The organism is Burkholderia reimsis (genome assembly GCF_003294055.1).
Taxonomy (GTDB): Bacteria; Pseudomonadota; Gammaproteobacteria; order Burkholderiales; family Burkholderiaceae; genus Burkholderia; species Burkholderia cepacia.
Genome location: NZ_QMFZ01000041.1, coordinates 12,906 through 29,733, shown reverse-complemented (window position 1 = coordinate 29,733; position 16,828 = coordinate 12,906). Strand labels below are relative to the sequence as shown.

General features: G+C 63.3%; 11 protein-coding genes. 10 read left to right on the top strand and 1 reads right to left on the bottom strand.

The genetic code is table 11. From position 1 onward, the window contains the following. Positions 1–131 precede the first annotated feature (131 nt). From flgK to tssF, 10 genes are all read left to right on the top strand, one after another. Positions 132–2,063: a flagellar hook-associated protein FlgK gene (gene flgK / locus DPV79_RS33725; RefSeq protein ID WP_113047465.1), complete on the top strand. Its 1,932-nt coding sequence runs from the start codon at positions 132–134 to the stop codon at positions 2,061–2,063. A gap of 17 nt (positions 2,064–2,080) precedes the next feature. After that, positions 2,081–3,316 carry a flagellar hook-associated protein FlgL gene (gene flgL, locus DPV79_RS33720; protein WP_059496532.1) on the top strand — a complete coding sequence of 412 codons (1,236 nt, stop codon included), beginning with the start codon at positions 2,081–2,083 and terminating at the stop codon, positions 3,314–3,316. Between the two features lie 286 nt (positions 3,317–3,602). Next, positions 3,603–4,910, top strand: coding sequence for a solute carrier family 23 protein (locus DPV79_RS33715; protein ID WP_021163479.1), 1,308 nt, complete (start codon positions 3,603–3,605; stop codon positions 4,908–4,910). 530 nt (positions 4,911–5,440) lie between these two features. Then, on the top strand, positions 5,441–7,912 hold the full coding sequence (locus tag DPV79_RS33710) for a type VI secretion system Vgr family protein (RefSeq protein ID WP_113047464.1): 2,472 nt from the start codon (positions 5,441–5,443) through the stop codon (positions 7,910–7,912). 5 nt (positions 7,913–7,917) lie between these two features. Then, the gene (locus DPV79_RS33705) at positions 7,918–8,670 is read left to right on the top strand and encodes a DUF4123 domain-containing protein (RefSeq protein WP_244321846.1); all 753 of its coding nucleotides are present in this window, start codon (positions 7,918–7,920) and stop codon (positions 8,668–8,670) included. 45 nt (positions 8,671–8,715) lie between these two features. Then, entirely contained in the window at positions 8,716–11,355 is a 2,640-nt protein-coding gene (locus DPV79_RS33700) for a T6SS effector BTH_I2691 family protein (protein ID WP_113047463.1), read from the top strand. 3 nt (positions 11,356–11,358) lie between these two features. Continuing rightward, the gene (locus DPV79_RS33695) at positions 11,359–12,447 is read left to right on the top strand and encodes a DUF6708 domain-containing protein (protein WP_113047462.1); all 1,089 of its coding nucleotides are present in this window, start codon (positions 11,359–11,361) and stop codon (positions 12,445–12,447) included. Beyond that, a complete protein-coding gene (locus DPV79_RS33690; protein ID WP_113047461.1) occupies positions 12,444–12,704 on the top strand; it encodes a PAAR domain-containing protein in 261 nt (86 codons plus the stop codon). The genes DPV79_RS33695 and DPV79_RS33690 overlap by 4 nt, the downstream gene beginning before the upstream one ends. A gap of 11 nt (positions 12,705–12,715) precedes the next feature. Then, the gene (locus tag DPV79_RS33685) at positions 12,716–13,855 is read left to right on the top strand and encodes an AcrVA2 family anti-CRISPR protein (protein ID WP_113047460.1); all 1,140 of its coding nucleotides are present in this window, start codon (positions 12,716–12,718) and stop codon (positions 13,853–13,855) included. A gap of 4 nt (positions 13,856–13,859) precedes the next feature. Beyond that, the gene (gene tssF / locus DPV79_RS33680) at positions 13,860–15,737 is read left to right on the top strand and encodes a type VI secretion system baseplate subunit TssF (protein ID WP_059619602.1); all 1,878 of its coding nucleotides are present in this window, start codon (positions 13,860–13,862) and stop codon (positions 15,735–15,737) included. Positions 15,738–15,856: 119 nt separating this feature from the next. Here tssF and DPV79_RS33675 read toward each other — a convergent pair whose 3' ends face one another. Then, positions 15,857–16,741 (bottom strand): transcriptional regulator GcvA, encoded by an 885-nt coding sequence (locus tag DPV79_RS33675; RefSeq protein WP_021163478.1) that lies wholly within the window; start codon positions 16,739–16,741, stop codon positions 15,857–15,859. Positions 16,742–16,828: the final 87 nt, after the last annotated feature.

Here is a 16,828-nt window from a genome sequence, read left to right as displayed (position 1 = left end):
GCGTTTCGACCCGCCACGCGCGAGCGCGCGTCGCGCGTGCATTTTTTCCTCAATTTTTTCGATCCGCGGCCGTTATACCGGGAGTCACGCAACCCGGCGGCCGCAGCGCGGCCGGCTCATCAGGATCGCGCATGTCCAACACACTCATGAACCTCGGCGTCAGCGGCCTGAATGCCGCACTCTGGGGCCTCACGACGACCGGCCAGAACATCAGCAACGCGGCGACGCCGGGTTATTCGGTCGAACGCCCCGTCTATGCCGAGGCAAGCGGCCAGTACACGAGCAGCGGTTACATGCCGCAGGGCGTGAACACCGTCACCGTGCAGCGGCAGTACAGCCAGTACCTGAGCGACCAGCTGAACGGTGCGCAGACGCAGAGCGGCGCGCTGTCGACGTGGTATTCGCTCGTCACGCAGCTGAACAACTACATCGGCAGCCCGACGTCCGGCATCTCGACCGCGATCACGAGCTACTTCACCGGGATGCAGAACGTCGCGAACAGCGCATCCGACGCGTCGGTGCGGCAGACCGCGATGAGCAATGCGCAGACGCTCGCGAACCAGATCACGGCGGCCGGCCAGCAGTACGACGCGCTGCGCCAGAGCGTGAACACGCAGATCTCGAGCACCGTGACGCAGATCAACGCGTACACCGCGCAGATCGCGCAACTGAACCAGCAGATCGCGTCCGCGAGCAGCCAGGGCCAGCCGCCGAACCAGCTGATGGATCAGCGCGACCTCGCGGTGTCGAACCTGTCGAACCTCGCGGGCGTGCAGGTCGTGCGCAACAGCGACGGCTACAGCGTGTTTCTCGCGGGCGGCACGCCGCTCGTCGTCGCGAACAAGAGCTACCAGCTCGCGGCCGTCACGTCGCCGTCCGATCCGAGCGAGCTGACCGTCGTGTCGCAGGGCATCGCCGGCGCGAACCCGCAGGGGCCGAACCAGGCGCTGTCCGACGCGTCGCTGTCGGGCGGCACGCTCGGCGGCCTGCTCGCGTTCCGCAGCCAGACGCTCGACCCGGCCGAAGCGCAGCTCGGCGCGATCGCGACCAGCTTCGCCGCGCAGGTCAACGCGCAGAACGCGCTCGGCATCGACCTGTCGGGCAACGTCGGCGGCAACCTGTTCACCACCGGCACGCCGATCACGTACGCGAACCAGCGCAATACCGGCAACGCGGCGCTGTCCGTGTCGTTCGCGAACGCGTCGCAGCCGACCACGAGCGACTACACGCTGTCGTACGACGGCACGAACTACACGCTGACCGACCGCGCGAGCGGTGCGGTGGTCGGCCAGTCGGCCAGCATGCCGGCCTCGATCGGCGGGCTGAACTTCTCGTTCTCGTCCGGCGCGATGAATGCCGGCGACAAGTTCACCGTGCAGCCGACGCGCGGTGCGCTGAACGGCTTTGGCCTCGCGACGTCGAACGGCTCCGCGATCGCGGCGGCGTCGCCGTACGTGCCGTCGGCCACCAAGACGAACACGGGCACCGGCACGATCGGCGGGCTGTCGGTCACCAGCGCGACGGCCGCGGCCAACCCGCACAACTACACGATCACGATGGGCGGCACGACCGCCAGCCCGACCTACACGGTCACCGACAACACGGCCGTGCCGCCGACGACCAGCGCGGCGCAGCCGTACCAGTCCGGCACGCCGATCACGCTGACGGCCGGCGTCACGGTCACGGTGTCGGGCGCGCCCACGGTCGGCGACACGTTCACGGTCGCGCCGAACACGGGCGGCACGAACGACGGCAGCAACGCGCTTGCGCTGTCGAAGCTCGTCAGCGCGAAATCGTTCGGCAACGGCTCGACCACGCTGACGGGCGCGTACGCGAGCTACGTGAACAGCATCGGCAACACGACGAGCCAGCTGAAGTCGTCGAGCGCCGCGCAGACTTCGCTGATCGGCCAGATCACGCAGGCGCAGCAGTCGGTGTCGGGCGTGAACCAGAACGAAGAGGCGGCCAACCTGATGCAGTACCAGCAGCTCTACCAGGCGAACGCGAAGGTGATCCAGACCGCGTCGACGCTGTTCCAGACCGTGCTCGGCCTGTTCAACTGATTTCGGAGATCGATCAGATGCGGATTTCCACCACGCAGTTCTACCAGATGAACGTCGCGCAGATGAACGATCAGCAGGCGCAGCTCTCGCAGCTGTACCAGCAGATCTCGAGTGGCGTGAGCCTCTCGACGCCTGCCGACAACCCGCTCGGCGCCGCGCAGGCGGTGCAGCTGTCGATGACGTCGGCGACGCTGTCGCAGTATGCGTCGAACCAGAGCGCCGCGCTGTCGTCGCTGCAGAAGGAAGACCAGACGCTCATCAGCGTCAACAACCTGCTGAACAACATCCATACGGTCGTGATCCAGGCCGGCGACGGCTCGTTGTCCGACAGCGACCGCGCGGCGCAAGCGACGCAGCTGCAGGGCTATCGCGACCAGTTGCTGACGCTCGCGAACTCGACCGACGGCTCGGGCAACTACCTGTTTTCGGGCTTCCAGTCGACCACGGCGCCGTTCTCGAACGCACCGGGCGGCGGCGTGACCTACAGCGGCGACACGGGCACGCGGCAGGTGCAGATCGCCGATACGCGCGCGATCTCGCAGGGCGACAACGGCGCGAACGTGTTCCTGTCGGTGCCGATGCTCGGCAGCCAGCCGGTGCCGCTCGCCGGCGCGGGCAACACCGGCACGGGCACGATCGGCGCGGTGTCGATCACGAGCCCGTCGGCCGCGACCAACACGCACCAGTTCACGATCACGTTCGGCGGGACGGCCGCCGCGCCGACCTATACGGTCACCGACAACACCGTGGTGCCGCCGACCACGAACCCCGCGCAGCCGTATTCGGCCGGCGCCGGGATCGCGCTCGGCAACGGCCTGTCGGTGCCGGTGTCGGGAACGCCGGCGCCCGGCGACACGTTCACCGTCACGCCCGCGCCGAAGGCCGGCACCGACGTGTTCGCGGCGCTCGACTCGATGATCGCCGCGCTGAAGGTGCCGATCAGCAGCAACACGTCGGCCGCGGCCTCGCTCGCGAACGCGATGACCACCGGCACGACGAAGCTGAACAACATGATGACGAACGTCCTCACCGTGCAGGCGTCGGTCGGCGGCCGCGAGCAGGAAATCAAGGCGATGCAGACCGTGAACCAGACCAACACGCTGCAGGTCACCAGCAACCTGTCCGACCTGACGAGCACCAACATGGTGTCGACGATCAGCCAGTTCCTGCAGATGCAGAACGCGCTGACGGGCTCGCAGAAGGCTTACGCGCAGCTGCAGAACCTGTCGCTGTTCCAGTACATCAACCCCTGATGCACGCCGCGCCGGCCGCGATGTGAGCGCACGCTTGCGTCGCGGCCGGTGTCGACCGCCGCCCGCCTGCCCGCTTGCCCCCGATGCGCGGCCGGCCGGCCGCCGGGCCGCGCGATCGCGCCCCGTTTCACCTGCACCCGGCCGCGCCCCGCGCCTGCCGGCGCCGCCCGCCGTCCCGCGTGTCGGTCTGCTTGCCAGCCCCATTTCCGCTCCGTAAACTCGCGCCAGATTCCAGACCGGCGCATCCTCCGCAGCCGGCGACCGACCGACAGGAGCCCTTTTCCCCATGTCCGATTCCTACTTCCCGCGCTGGCGGGTGCAATCGACCGGCGCGGCATCGCGCGTGGTCGGCCCCGACGAGCGCCTGCCGTGGCCGCAGATGGTCGCGATGGGCGTGCAGCACGTCGTCGCGATGTTCGGCTCGACCGTGCTCGCGCCGCTGCTGATGGGCTTCGACCCGAACCTGTGCATCTTCATGTCGGGCATCGGCACACTGCTGTTCTTCGTGCTGGTCGGCGGCCGCGTGCCGAGCTACCTCGGCTCGAGCTTCGCGTTCATCGGCCTCGTGATCGCGGTGACCGGTTACGGCGGCAGCGGCCCGAACCCGAACATCCCGGTCGCGCTCGGCGGGATCATCGCGTGCGGTGTCGTGTACGTCGCGATCGGCGCGCTGGTGCAGGCGATCGGCACGCGCTGGATCGAGACGCTGATGCCGCCGGTCGTGACCGGCGCGGTGGTCGCGGTGATCGGGCTCAACCTTGCGCCGATCGCGGTCAAGGGCGTGTCCGGGTCGACCTTCGAATCGGTGATGGCGCTCGTCACGGTGCTGTGCGTCGGCGGCGTCGCGGTGTTCTCGCGCGGCATGGTGCAGCGCCTGCTGATCCTCGTCGGGCTGGTGATCGCTTACGTGATCTACGCGGTCGTGACCAACGGGATGGGGCTCGGCAAGCCGATCGATTTCTCGATCGTCGGGCACGCGGCCTGGTTCGGCGTGCCGAGCTTCCGCGCGCCGGTGTTCGATCCGCACGCGATGCTGATGCTCGCGCCGATCGCGGTGATCCTGGTCGCGGAGAACCTCGGCCACATCAAGGCCGTCAGCGCGATGACGGGCACCAGCCTCGATCGCTACGTGGGCCGCGCGTTCATCGGCGACGGGCTCGCGACGATCGTGTCGGGCAGCGTGGGCGGCACGGGCGTGACGACCTACGCGGAGAACATCGGCGTGATGGCCGTCACGCGAATCTACTCGACGCTCGTGTTCGCGGTCGCCGCGCTGATCGCGATCGTGCTCGGTTTCTCGCCGAAGTTCGGCGCGGTGATCCAGACGATTCCGGGCCCCGTGCTCGGCGGCGTGTCGATCGTCGTGTTCGGGCTGATCGCGGTGACGGGCGCGCGGATCTGGGTCGTCAACAAGGTCGACTTCTCCGACAACCGCAACCTGATCGTCGCGGCCGTCACGCTCGTGCTCGGCGCCGGCGACTTCTCGCTGAAGATCGGCGGCTTCGGGCTCGGCGGGATCGGCACCGCGACGTTCGGCGCGATCATCCTGTACGCGATCCTGCGCAAGGAAAAGGAACCGGGCCCGGTGGTGTGATTCGGGAGCGGGCGGTGCAATGCCGCCCGCGGGCATACGTGTGAACGGCAAACCCGTGCGGAGTGCGGGCGTTCTTTTGGACTCCTGGTCAGGTATCCCGAAATGGATACCCTACAAGTCCTGATCCGCTGCAAATGGATGCGAGGGGCTCTTGAGAGCAACATCGCGTTGGAATCGATTTGGCCCCGCTACATTTCGTATGCTGTCCGGTTGGCTGAAAATACCTCGTGGGTCCCATTTTGTAACGTCACAATTAGTAACGGTGTCGGATGCAAAGCCGTCGGTGCCGGACCCCAATAAAGGACTCGATGTCGCCTCATATGGCGTTCGTTTTCCCTACACGCGACCACCGTTCGTTCAATATTCCTGACAGTTTTCCCCGTGTGCCTTCGAGAGGCTTTGTGGTATACGTCTGAGCTTATCGCCGCACGTCGGGACGGGATGAGCATTGTTAGTCCCGCGTTGCCGGCGCATTCAGGGCGCACGGGCCGCCCAGCGGCATTTCGCGCTCGGATCTAGGGATAAGAACAATGCAGAACACGGCACAAGCCCTGAGAGACCTTGCGCTGGGGCCGCAGCACAACCGGCAAGTGCAAATCAGCTTTCCGGACGATAACGCGCCTTACAGAATCCTCCTGCCGAACGCATTCGAGGCAGTTGAAGCGCTATCGAAAGATTTCGCTTACAAAATCGAAATCCTGTCCGATAACGACCACTTTGCGCCGAAGGATTTCATCGGCAAGCGCGTGACGATCAGCCTGCTGCGCGGCGACGGCAGCCAGCGATATTTCAACGGTCATATCTTCGCGTTCCGGCACGTTCGTACGGATGGCGGCTGGGTGTTCTACGAGGCGCATGTCGGTCCGTGGCTGCGCTACCTGAAGTACAGCCAGCACAATCGCTTGTTCCTCGATCAGAACCTGCACGACCAGACAGCGACGGTTTTCCAGGACTACGGCGTATTGCCCGAATGGGCGTGGCAGGTCGGCGAAGACGATCCGCGCATGACGATGGCCTGCCAGTTCGACGAAGACGACCACAATTACCTTCATCGGCGCTGGGAACACGCGGGCTACCTGTACTGGTACGAGCACACGGCCAAGGTGCACAAGCTCACCGTCTCCGATCCGACGCGCCCTGCGCCCGCGATCGATGGCAAGGTTCACGAAATCCGTTTCCACAATGGCATGGGTGCCGAGGAATCGGACAGCATTCTGAGCTGGTCCCCGTTCCAGCAAACCACGTCGACGCACGCGGAACTGTCCCGTTTCGACTTCAAGAGCCCGACGCCGACCCATGTCCAAACGAGTCTGTTGAACCCCGAAGCCGCGCAGCCCCGTCTTGAATGGAACGAGTACGCCGGCGCGTACGGCTATCGGAACATGGAACACGGGTATCAGGTCGCCAATCGACGGATGGAGGAAATCGAAGCGACGATCAAGCACTTCGACGCGAAGGGCAACAATCGCTTCGTGCAGCCTGGGCGCTGGTTCCGACTGACGGACCGTTACGGCTCGGCGCTGAGTCGCGACCAGAGCGACGACGAATACCTGATCGTCACGGTCCGGCACGTAGCGACCAACAACTATCTGCAGGACACCGGCGTGCTGGCGGAATACCGCAACGAGTTCACGTGCGTTCCTAGGGCGATGCCGTGGCGGCCCGGGCGCGGCTTCAACAGTGTCGACACGAAGATCCTCGCACCGCAGACAGCGATCGTCGTCGGCCAGTCGGGCACGAGCATTCATACCGACGAACACGGCCGCGTGCTGGTTCAATTCCACTGGGATCGCGACGGCAAGTATTCGACGTGGGTGCGGGTCGCAAGCGGATGGGCCGGCGGCGGCCAGGGGATGGCGGCGCTGCCTCGCATCGGTTCCGAAGTGATCGTGCAATGGCTCGATGGCAATCCGGACCACCCGATCATTACGGGCCGCGTGATGAACGCGCGCAACGTCCCGTCGTGGAAGCTGCCGGACGAGCATGCGCTGATGGGCATTCGCAGCCGGGAACTGAACGGTGCGGACGGCAACGCGTCGTCCGGCCGCAGCAATCACCTGATTTTCGACGATACGGCGAATGCCATTCAGGCGCAGCTCCGGTCCGACCATGCGGCGAGCCAGCTCTCGCTCGGCAAGATCACGCGAATCGAGGATTGGCAGGGCCGCAAGGATGCCCGTGGCGAGGGCTTCGAGCTGCGTACCGATGAGGTCGGTGCGATTCGTTCGGGCAAGGGAATGCTGATCAGCACCGAAGTCCAGGCAATGGCGAAGGGCCATCTGTCAGACGTAGGCCCGCCGGCATCGCGCTTGACCAAAGCGCAAACGTTACACGCGCAGTCGGCCAAGCTTGCGCAGCACTATCAGGCGCAGGACAACGGAGCGGATCAGACGCCCATCGCCGACGCGCTCAAGTCGCAGGTGGAGGGCATCCAGGGCGCAGGCGCGACGGGCAGCAGCGACAAGGGTGATTTCCCGGAACTCGACGAAGCGCACCTGCTGCTGGCCGGTGCGGCCGGCATCGCCGTCACGACGCCCGCGACGGCGCACCTCACGGGCGGCCAGCACGTAGCCGTTACGGCCGGCGAAAGCATGTCGGTCGCGACAGGCAAATCGTTCTTCGCCAGCGTATCCGACAAGTTCTCGCTCTTCGTGCACAAGATGGGCATGAAGCTGATCGCCGCGAGCGGCAAGGTGCAGGTGCATGCGGAAAACGACGAGCTGGAGTTGCTGGCGAAGAAGGTCTTGTCGATCATCAGCACGACGGACTGGATCAACATCACCGCCAAGCAGGGCATTCGCTTGACGGCCGGCAACAGCCAGCTCGAAGTCAGCGCAAAAGGCATCGTGGGCTATACGCCCGGTGAGAATAAGATTCATGCGGGCAGCCACGATACAGTGGGGCCGCAGAGCGTCCCGGCCAAATTCCCCGGCTCCGACCTCTGCGCACCGGTTGCTCAGGACGCCGCGCAAAGCGGTCAGGCGTCGGTTGCTCTCTCCTAAAGCCGATGAACGCCGCCACTACTCTCATGTTGTCCGTTGACGAATCCGCTGCGCCACCGCTGACGCGGGGCTTTCTGCTGGTTGAACCGACCATGCTTATTCACGCGCCGGATCTCGCAGCACTTGATATGCGCCCCTGTTCGCCGCGTGTGCTGGCCCATCGGGAAGAATTGATGCCGCACTTGATCGATCTCGCGGCGCTCGATGCGCAAAGCCAGGATATCGCCGCAGCGCATTGGCAAGATGAAGTCACTACCGAGCGGCCGCCGGTCGCGTGCGCGTGGCTCAATACCGAAGCCAGCGCCGATACGGTCGTCGAGCATATCGCCCGGCATCTGGTGGGTCCCGGCGCAGACGGCCGCCCTGTGTTCTGGCGGTATTACGATCCGCGTGTTCTCAGTCTCGCGCTCGCGATTCTCGAGCCGGACCAGCGCCGTGCTTTGCTCGGGCCGATCGACGTTTGGCGGTTTGCATGGGCGGGCCACCGTTGGTCCGTCGACGTACCAGGAGCGAAGGTCGTACCCGAAGACCAATCAACCGGCTGGCCGCGTCCGGACCAATGGCCGCGCCTCGATCGCAGCGAAGTTGCCGAGCAGGTACGCCAGCGATTGCCGGCGCTGACGTCTAACCAAGCCGCGCGGTTGCCGGCTGCGATCGATCAGGCGTTGCATGCTTTGGCCGATCAAGATGTCGCAGGCACCGATGCGCTGGTGGAACACGCGGTACAACGCGTACAGCAAGAATTGTTGGCCGAATAACACCGGTATCCCAATACGAATATTCCGAGGCTCAAGGATCACACTATGGCGACCATCCCCGGCTGTCCGATCTGCGATCGCGACTCGCTGCTGATCTACCCCGTTCGCTACGCGATCGCGTGTCCACGCGGCGCGGCCAAAGCACCCGCGCTGTCCGGAAATTTCCGTATCGACGCGCGCGCCCCGCAGGCCGTCGCGACGGCCAAGTACACCTTGCGGTCGCTGCGGCAAGGCTACCTGTACACGTACGACGAAAAGCGCAAGAAGCTGCGTGCCTTCATGGTGCTGGATGACGGTGTGCTCTACCAGTTCGCACCCAGCATCGTGCCACCGCCCGGTAATGCGGCCGAGAATAACGTGACCCAGGGTATTTGCCCGTCCAGCGACATGGCACCTGAATCCTATGGCCGTTGTGTGGGCGTCCAACATACCCCGGGCAGCGACGAAGCGACCAACTTCTGGATCGGGTGGTCCAACGTACGTTGGACGCGCGATACGGTCTTCAACAAGATCGGGGACGCCACGTGGCGCAAGAAGCATATGCAGTGCATAAACGTTCCTGCGATGGTGGCCGGCAACGAGGCCGACACGGGCGAGTTTCAGGCAACGCGCAGCAAGATCGCGCACTTCACGATGGACGATCGTGCGATGAAAGAGGCGTTCGGCTTCAGCAATCGCTCGCCGAAGGACGAAATCAAGCTGCGTCAGCGCCACGCAGACGCACGCATCGGCGACGTCATGGCCCAGTCGCCTCTCAAAAAAGGCTTTGTCGTTGCCGTCAACGATCCTGTCGGGATCACCAACGATCTTTCCGAACTCACGGTGCCGAATCTGAACAATGGTTTTGACGCCGGGATGTACTGGAAGTACGTGTCGGCACAGCTCCTTGAGCGTGCCGAGGCGGGCATTCGGGCCAACGCGAAAATGGAGACCCAGACCAGTTACGCTGTATCGGCAGCGATCAACATGGGCAATCAGTCCGCATCGCCGCCAACCCCAATGTCAGGCGGGGAATCTATAGATTTTGGCTACCTTTATCGAGTCACGAAGGGATGGATCAAGACTGGGAGTTTGGAGAAGGCCGCCGACGAGGATAGCAAGCGTTCGAAAAATGTACCGGAGGCGGCGAACGAATCCGCCAACGAAGCCTGGGGCGACGCGTATTACAAGAAGGGGCCGGACGGCAAGCCGCAGATGGGCCCGGACGGTAAACCCGTGACCGTGATCGATACCCAAGCGCTGCAACGCTTCCGCGATAACGAGTACCCGCATGCGCTCGACGCGTTCAAGCCGAAATGGGCGCCGCTTGTGCAGGCGCACGCCGACTGGCTCAAATCACAGTTGCTTGCCGACTGGATGGCAGGCAATCACGATACAAAGGATCTGCGCAGCGGCTACGCCTATAGCGAATCGTGCGCGCAGTCGATCGGAGCCGCGGCCGGCACGGAAGCGTGCCAGAAGGTGCTCAATGACTGGCTGAACGGTCAGGCATCGGATGCCCGTAATTTGTATGTGCGAGCGCTGATGTTCAATCAGGAAACCTTGATGAAGGCGGCCGATGCGCAGGTACACGGCTCGGACATTCAGTACGAAAACATCCTGAATCTGTACAAGGAAGCCTTCAAGCAGATCGAGAAACTGGGTAATGCCGCGAACCTGCGTGACCGGCTCATCGTGACGACCGCCAACACGATCGTCAATGTGCTGGCGAAGGGGGGGAAAGGCGCGGCCATCGGTTTCGCTACGATCCGACTGTCGTTGCATGCGGGCGTGTCGATCAAGGCCGCCCACATCACGCCGGCCGAGATGCGTAACTGGGTGTTCAAGCAGGGCGATGCATTGGGCTTGAACATGGACGGCGACCGACTCGAACGGCAGGCCGCTGCCGCTAATATTCGTCGCGAGGTCTTCAAGGCTGCGCCGCCATCTGACCCAGCCGTGTTTGCCTATGCGATCGATACCGATGCATGGGTGAAGTCGGGCAAGCTGGATGCGAGCGAGGTCAAAGCGATCAAGCTTCCGGGCGTGGAGATGACTCGCAAATGGCTGGGTTCATCGTCGCCCGTCGAATTCAATCAGGGGATTGCCACCGCAATCTTCCAGATCGCGACGCTGAGATTCGCTTACAAGGATTTCAAGGGCAGCGATAGCTTTAACTATAACGAAACCCTGCTCAAACTTTCTGGCGCTGTCGTCTCAACCATCGGCAATCTTGTCGAGACAGTCTCCGAAACCGTCGCCAAGGCCCCCGAGCACCCGCTCTCGGCTTTCCTTATGAAACATTGGGCTTGGTTCAATCACGATACGGCTGAAATTACCGCCAAGGTCGCTCGATGGTCCGGGGCGGTTGCGGGCGTCATCCTCTCATGCTACGACCTGTTTAAAAATGCTCCGGAGGCATACGGGAACAAGGAGTATGGACTGACTGCTCTCTATGTGGTCGGTGGAACTCTCGGAGTATATATTGCGCTCTCCCCACTTCTTTCTGCTGTGCCGTTCATCGCCGCTTGGATGCCGCCTCTCTGGCCGATTCTGGTGATTTCCATTGTGATCGGCTTCGTGATCGTGTATTTCAAATCAGCGGCTATTAATGATTGGGTATCACGGTGCAAATTCAGCAAAGAACCGGGCTATCACACAATGGATGAAGAGTTAAAAGCCTTCAATTCTGCAATGGGAGATTGACGCATGGACGAGCGCTTGATGAAGAAGTGCGTCGGTGCGCCGATCCCCGAATGGGATCAGGCTCACCGCCTGTCGATTAGCCAGCCGGCTGGCCCGGAAATCAAGGACCTCGGAACGGTCTTTACCGTCAACTCCACTTTCATGGATGTTATCGACCCTGGGTTTCTGGATAAGCAGTGGGTCATCATGGCGGTCTTGATTGCCTTTTTGGCGATGGGAATTGGCCCGTATGTTTACATACTCACGCATAGCGACCCGGCACCTGCCTTTTGGATGTTCGTATTCAACGGTCTAGCAATTCTTCCTGTAATACTGTTTGGTTCGATCGTCTGGAATCTCGGCAGGGGGTTGTTTTTTGGCCTGCTCTACCGACCGATACGGTTCCACCGTGCCTCGCGTACGCTCTATTCGATTCGCGCACGGCGGTTCTTCGCGAAGTCTGGCGAAGGCGATGTCGTGTGGGAAGTACCGTGGAATGATGATGCGATCTTTTGTCTGCATCAAGAAGTCACACCTTTCGGCACGGTGTTTCACATCCGGCACTACACGGTAGACAACCAAGGCAATGTGACGCGGGTATTCTCGATTGGTCGTGAGTGGACCAGTTCGCAGGCCCGGCTGGCGCTGGCGCAGTGGAACTACTGGTGCATATACATGAACAACGGTCCGCACGGTCTGCCCAAGCCGATGCTGTTCCATACCCAGCATGAAACGCCGCGCGAATCATTCTTGTTTTCGCTGTACAACTTCGGCATGAGCGCGCCGCTGCTCATGCGGCTGATCGCGATGCCTGCGGTTCTGACGTTCACGGTCATGCGGATGATGGCAAATGTGACGTGCCGTGCGCCTGTCTGGCCGGATTCGATCGCGCGTATTTCCATGGTCTCGCCTGATGACCTGTATGCCGAACCGCGCGCAAGTACACCAGTCGGTTGGGCCGCGACGGTACTGGCCCAGCAACGTGGTGACTATCCGGACGACGATCATGCGCGCGTCCCGAACTGGACCAGTGAGCCGGATGGTCTCAGGTACGCGGCTGCGTGGCTCAAGGACCCCGCCACGGCGGCTACCGCGCAGCGAGACGCAACATGAAAGACGAAAACGGACGTGGCGTGATCCGCCTGCGTGACAAGACGACCCACGGGGGCGAAGTCATTACCGCAAGCGACGATTTGACGGCGCTGGGCGTGCCGGTTGCGTTGAAGGATCACCTGACGTGGTGTCCAAAGTGCGGCGGGCAGTTCAGGATCATTCCGCAAAACAGCACGCGCGACCATCACGGTACGCCGGTCGCCTTTCACGACGATCTGACGGAATGCGGGGCGCGACTGATTTCGTCGCTTGAATAGAGGTATCGTGCATGAGCGGTTCGGTAGATAGGGGGGAGAAAGTAACTTTGACGGGGGCGCCGTCACGCAACCCTGTTTTGATTTCGGAGGCTCAGCGCGAAGCGCTGCGAACCGATATTCGCCAGCGGCTCGTGACCGCGCTGGTGCGCTCGGGCGATGCCGTTACCGATCCGAAGCTCGCTCGCCTGCCTGGACCGGTTCGCTATCGGGTTACCGGTGCGCTCGCCGCGTGGGACGCGCTGCGAGCCGCAACAGACCGCGTGGCGTCGCCGACGCTTACCGAGATGCTGCGCTCGCACGGTGTCCGGCGCCTGACGCGCTATTTCGATCGCTTCACGCGGGACCTCTTGCCGCACGGCGCTGACGGTCGCTCTGCCGACGCGCTCGCCGGGGTCGCTCAGTACAGCGCAGTGTGGCTCGCGTTCGAGGTGCGCAAAGGAGCATTTTACGAACCGACCCCACCGCTGCACCGCCTGCTCGACGCCGCCTACATCGCGGAGGATGTGCCGATCGGCATGCTAAAGATGCCCACCGATACGCTCTGCATCATTCCCGAACCCACCCGCTGGAAACAAGCCGGCGACATCGAGGCGATCGCGATTTTCAAGAATGAACGGTCGATTGGATTCGCGACGTGGTTAATGGCCGGCGGTCCCGATGACGGCGCGACGATGGATTCGATTACGCTGCCGCTGGAGGATCCCGACAAGACGATCAGTGAATTGGTGGACGACCTGTTCCAGCGGCCTGCGGCTGACGGAATGCCCGATCCGCCAGATGCTCAGCGGTTCTGGCGCGACGCCCTGGACTATGCGATCAAGATGTTGCTGTACCTCAACGCACGTGATGCGCAGGTCGTCCCTGATCGCGCTTATTCGAACGCGCCGCGACACTTTCCGGGACTTGGCAAGCGTAAGCGCACGGAACGGCTCGCCGAAATCGAACAGCTCTACGATCGCCATGTCGTCGGCCCCGCGATTCTCGACGCCGAGGCGGCCGGATCAGTCCCATCGGACAGTGCGCAGCGCGAAGTAAGTGGCCACTGGCGGCGACCGCACTTCCGGATGCAGCCATACGGCCCACAAGCGGCATTGCGCAAACTTATCTTCGTCGGCCCGACGCTCGTGCGTCCCGACCGACTAGGGCTGTAGCTGAATGGATCACCTGCTGTCGCATTACGAATATGAACTCGGGTTGTTCGCGCGGGCATTGGGTGATTTCGCGATCCGCTATCCGAAGATCGCCGCCCGGCTCGGCATCCAGAGCGGCCGGACCGACGATCCGCATGTTACACGTCTGATTCAGACCTTTTCGTTTCTTGCCGCGCACCTCGATTCGAAGCTCGCCGACGACTATCCCGAATTCACCGAGGCGTTGCTTGAGGTCGTCCACCCGCACTATCTGCGAACCGTGCCATCGTGCGCGATTGCCCGATTCGAACCACGGGCGATCGTCGGTCAACTGACAGAGCCGGTCGTCGTGCCGCGTGGCGTGGAGCTGAATGCACGCACGGCCCCGGTGCGATTCCGGTCGGCCTACGACGTGACGATCTCGCCATTGCAAATCCGGTCCGCTCGGTATGCACCGACGACGTTGGCACCATCGGCCGTGAGTTTGCCCGCCGACGCAACTGGCGTGCTGTCGATCAGTTTCACGTCGGCTGCCGGCCCGTTCACAGCGGCCATCACCGACGGCCCCATACGTGTCTACCTTTCCGGCGAGCGGCCGTTTGTCTCGTCGCTGCTGGATGCTTTGCTGCTGCGCGCGGCCGCCGCGTATGTTGAGGTCGATCAATGTGGGCGCTGGCGGGCCATATCGAAGGTGCCGTTTGAGCCGGTCGGGTTCGCCGATGACGATCGCTTGCTGCCGGGCAGCAGAACCACCAGCCGCACCGCGACCACTTATCGCTACTTGCTGGAATACTTCGCGTTTCCCGAGCTGTTCGATTTCGTCGATCTCGACATCGGCCGCGTACGGCGTGCGGCCAACGCCCCCGATGCTCGGGAACTGACCTTGCATGTCGTATTGCGCGATACGCCGGCCGATTCGATCGCTGCGCTGGCGCTCGCGTCACTTGACGCGACGGCGTTCAAGCTGTTTTGCACGCCGGTCGTGAATCTCTTCTCTCAACCTGCCCAGCCCATCGTGTTGAAGGGGCAGGACGCCTACCCCGTTGAGCCCGTACGACTGACGAAACATTCGCCGCTCGGCGTGTATTCGGTCGATGCAGTCTATCTGGGTGAACTGTCCAAGAAGAAGGACAAAGACGAGGACGTGTCGCTCGACGGTGATCGGTCCAGGACCCTGGTGCGGCCCTATCAGGCGCTGAGTCACGATCCGAGCCCTGATTCGGCGACGGTTTATTGGGTCGCGTTTCGTGATCGCGACGCGGGATCGCCCGGTCGGCAAACCATGATGCTGTCGCTGGTCGGACAAGACGGACAGTCGGCTCGGCCGAAGCTGCCGCAAATCGATGTGGTGACGACGGCGACGAATCGCGACTTGCCGGCTCGGTTGTCGATCGGTAATTCGGTGGGTGACTTACTGCTCGAAAGCAAGACGCTGGATTGTCCGATTCAGATGATCACTCGCCCGACATTGACGGCTGAGCTGCCGCGCGGCAACGGCGCGTTGTGGCGGGTACTGTCGACTTTATCGCCGCATCCGTTGGACCTCACGCGGGACGGGCTATCGGGGCTGAAAGCATTCCTGCGGCTCCACGCGGTGCGCACGACGCCGCTCGCGCAGCGCTGCATCGACGCGATTACCGATTTGGAATACAAGCCGGCGATGAAATGGATGTCGCTGGATAATCAGTTCCCGTCATTCGTGCGCGGCATCGAAATCATGTTGTCGCTTGACGAGACCGCGCTACGCGAAGTTAGCCTGATCGTATTCACGAAACTGCTTGAACGGTTCTTCGCGCCGTACGGGCCGACGAACAGTTATGTTCAACTGGTGGTCCGTTCGGCGCCGACCGGCCAGGAACTGACGCGAGGCGCGGCCATGCCCGGTACGCAGCCGCTGATCTGAACGCCTTGACCGGGATTCTCGTCATGAGGCGGCGGGATGATCCGGATCGTCCGTGACCAACCGCTCGGCCGGATGTCGTCTGACCCGGGCCGGCGGCGCAACGCCGCCGATCGCTTGCCTCACGCGCCGGTATTCGACTGCGCCTGCAGCCACGCGCAGAACTGCGCGACGAGCGGATCGTCGGCCGGCGCGCGCGGCGCGATCCACCAGTAGCTGCGCGTCGCGATGCGCGGCCCCGCCAGCGGCATCACGAGCCGGCCGCTCGCGAGCTCGTCGTCGATCAGCGGCAACGGGCCGAGCGCGACGCCGAGCCCGTCGACGGCCGCCTGCAGCGCCAGGTAGAAGTGGTCGAACGACTGCCGCTTGCGCCCCTTCATCGTCACGCCGGCCGCCGCGAACCAGTCGCGCCAGCCTTCCGGCCGCGTATCCGAATGCAGCAGCACGTGGCGCGCGAGATCGTCCGCGCGCGCGATCGGCGCGCGTTTGAGCAGCGCGGGGCTGCAGACCGGAATCACGCTTTCGTCGAGGAAGTGGCCGCTCGTGCAGTTCGACCAGTGGCCGGGGCCGCGGCGGATCGCGACGTCGAAACCGTCGAGCGCGTCGAGCGGCGCGTTCGACGTCGACAGCTTCAGCTCGACGTTCGGCACGTCGCGCTGGAACCGCGACAGGCGCGGCAATAGCCATTTCATCGCGAAGGTCGGCAGCGCGTTGATGCGCAGCACGCGCGCCGCGCCGGTGTTGCGCAGCTGCTCGGTCGCGTGCGCGATGCTGTCGAACGCCGCGCGCACGGTGTCCAGGTAGCGGCGGCCTTCGTCGGTGAGTTTCACGCGCTTGCCGTAGCGGTGGAACACCGGCTTGCCGAGCCATGCCTCGAATCCGGCGATCTGGCGGCTGATGGCACCGTGAGTCACATGCAGCTCGTCGCCGGCGGCGCTGAAGCTTTCATGTCGTGCCGCGGCTTCAAAGGCCCGAAGCGCGGAAAAGGGCGGGAGATCGCGTGCCATGCTTGTGATTCTAGATCACAAGGGCGCGCCGATAAAATCGTTTTGCAGGCCTGCCGAACGGCGGTAACCTCGGTTCACCGTTTGATG